The following is a 1,780-nucleotide window of genomic DNA, read 5'->3' on the forward strand; positions in this document are numbered from 1 at the left end:
CGTTGAATAGAGAACTAACCAGCGCCGAAAAGAACAAGGTAGCTGGCCTGCTAACCAGGACTATATCCGGTGGCGAGGTAGTGGAGATCCGTGCGGTGTCGACAACGTCAGTAATGTTGAATGGTTGTTATGATCTGCAGAGTGAAGGGTTTAGTATAGTACCTTATGCATGTCTTGGTGTAGGTGCTAACTTCGTTGGCATTGTTGACGGACACGTCACTCCTAAACTGGCTTACAAGGTCAAGGCTGGTTTGAGTTATGAGTTGTCGCCGGAAATCTCAATGTTCGCTGGTGGGTTCTATCATCGGGTGCTGGGTGGTGGGCAATAGCAGCTTACCATATTTGCAACAGGAGCATGTGGTAAAGATGCCGAGATCCTTACCACATGAGATTCCGATTAATTAAATGCGAATCTTGCTCCCAGATTGAATCCATAACTTGCAATGTTAGCCTTCACTGTTGCCAAAGCTTCACCAGCGAAATTTACCCTATTGTTTGCAGGAATGTTTTCGAACTTTTCATCGAATAGGCCATGGTAAAAACCACCAGCAATCAATGATATTTCAGGTGTCAACTGGTAGCTAACACCAACCTTACCTTTGTAAGCTAACTTACTTGTAGTTTGGTTTGCAATGTCAACAAAACTTGCACCCAACCCCGCACACACGTAAGGAGACACGGGCAAATCAGTGTGCATTACGTCATAACAAGCATTGAGCATCACAGAAATGTCAGTGATACTATCGATCTTCATTACGAAGTAGTTTCCGTCTGCGAATACTGGTTCACGTCCTATACCGACGAACTGATGAGCATCTGCATGTTTGTAATCCACATCAGAAGTAGCAGCAAATTTTTTGTATCCAGCTTCCACTTCTACTCTAGCACCGCCCATTGCATAACCTGCAGCTCCTTCAAAGGATGTTAGCAAGTTCTTTGCAAATTTAAAAGTGTGTCCCTCTTGATTGAAGTTTTCAGGTTGCGAGATATTGAGTGTAGGAGCGGTTTTGCTGTAGCTTTTAACGCTAGAACTATCACGACCAGATTCCCTTATGTCAAAAGAAGTAATGGAAGGAAATGTTGGACTGTAGTTACCACTAACGTAAAAACTTCCGTTCATAACACCACCTACATCAGATGTAGCATCATGATTTGCTGCCGACGCCAATGAGGATTCACTAACTGTAAGAGAGCATGCGCAGACTGCCATAGCAGACAAGCTCCCTACAAGTAATTCTCTGTAATTCATAGTAATCCTTTTGATAAATCATAAAAAATACAAGTCAGTTTAGCATACAAACGTAAACGGTGGAAGACTCATAGAGGAAATTCTGAATTATTTGCCATATCAAAAAGAAATGGCGGATTATTAGTTAATATTCTCAAAAAACCTTTAATACATCTCTATTTTTTAACGCTCGAAAGGAAGGCAAATAGTAGAACGTACTCTGCAGATCATAACAACCATTCAACATTACTGACGTTGTCGACACCGCACGGATCTCCACTACCTCACCACCGGATATAGTCCTGGTTAGCAGCCCAGCTACCTTGTTCTTTTCGGCGCTGGTTAGTTCTCTATTCAACGCCGTACTTAGGTCTTCCGCTTTCGCGACGTTGCCGGTCCCGTTAGGCCATGCTTTGCCCTTGGTGGCCTCATTCACGCCCGCCTTCGTAAATATTTCACTGAACGCCTTGCCGTCGCCGCTGCCGCTAGCCTGCTCGCACTTCCAACTGTCTTCTGTATTTTCAGTCTTCTTACAAACCTTCTTATCAATAT

Annotated in this window: 2 protein-coding genes and 1 pseudogene; 1 reads left to right on the plus strand and 2 read right to left on the minus strand. The window is 43.7% G+C overall.

Going from position 1 to position 1,780, the window contains the following annotated elements:
- The coding region (locus tag ANPL_RS04280) for a P44/Msp2 family outer membrane protein (RefSeq protein WP_169193499.1) at positions 1-329 on the plus strand (329 nt) is incomplete at its 5' end.
- 68 nt (positions 330-397) lie between these two features.
- Here ANPL_RS04280 and ANPL_RS04285 read toward each other — a convergent pair.
- Together ANPL_RS04285 and ANPL_RS04290 are read right to left on the minus strand one after the other, a co-directional pair.
- Positions 398-1,249 carry a P44/Msp2 family outer membrane protein gene (locus tag ANPL_RS04285; protein ID WP_169193500.1) on the minus strand — a complete coding sequence of 284 codons (852 nt, stop codon included), beginning with the start codon at positions 1,247-1,249 and terminating at the stop codon, positions 398-400.
- A 133-nt stretch (positions 1,250-1,382) separates the two neighbouring features.
- A pseudogene (locus ANPL_RS04290) lies at positions 1,383-1,780 on the minus strand (P44/Msp2 family outer membrane protein); the annotation flags it as partial.

This window comes from Anaplasma platys, assembly GCF_012790675.1.
Classification (GTDB): domain Bacteria; phylum Pseudomonadota; class Alphaproteobacteria; order Rickettsiales; family Anaplasmataceae; genus Anaplasma; species Anaplasma platys.

Bases quoted from the DNA above. Each gene is read 5' to 3' on its own strand.
- ANPL_RS04285 (WP_169193500.1), bottom strand. From the start codon at position 1,249: ATGAATTACAGAGAATTACTTGTAGGGAGCTTGTCTGCTATGGCAGTC.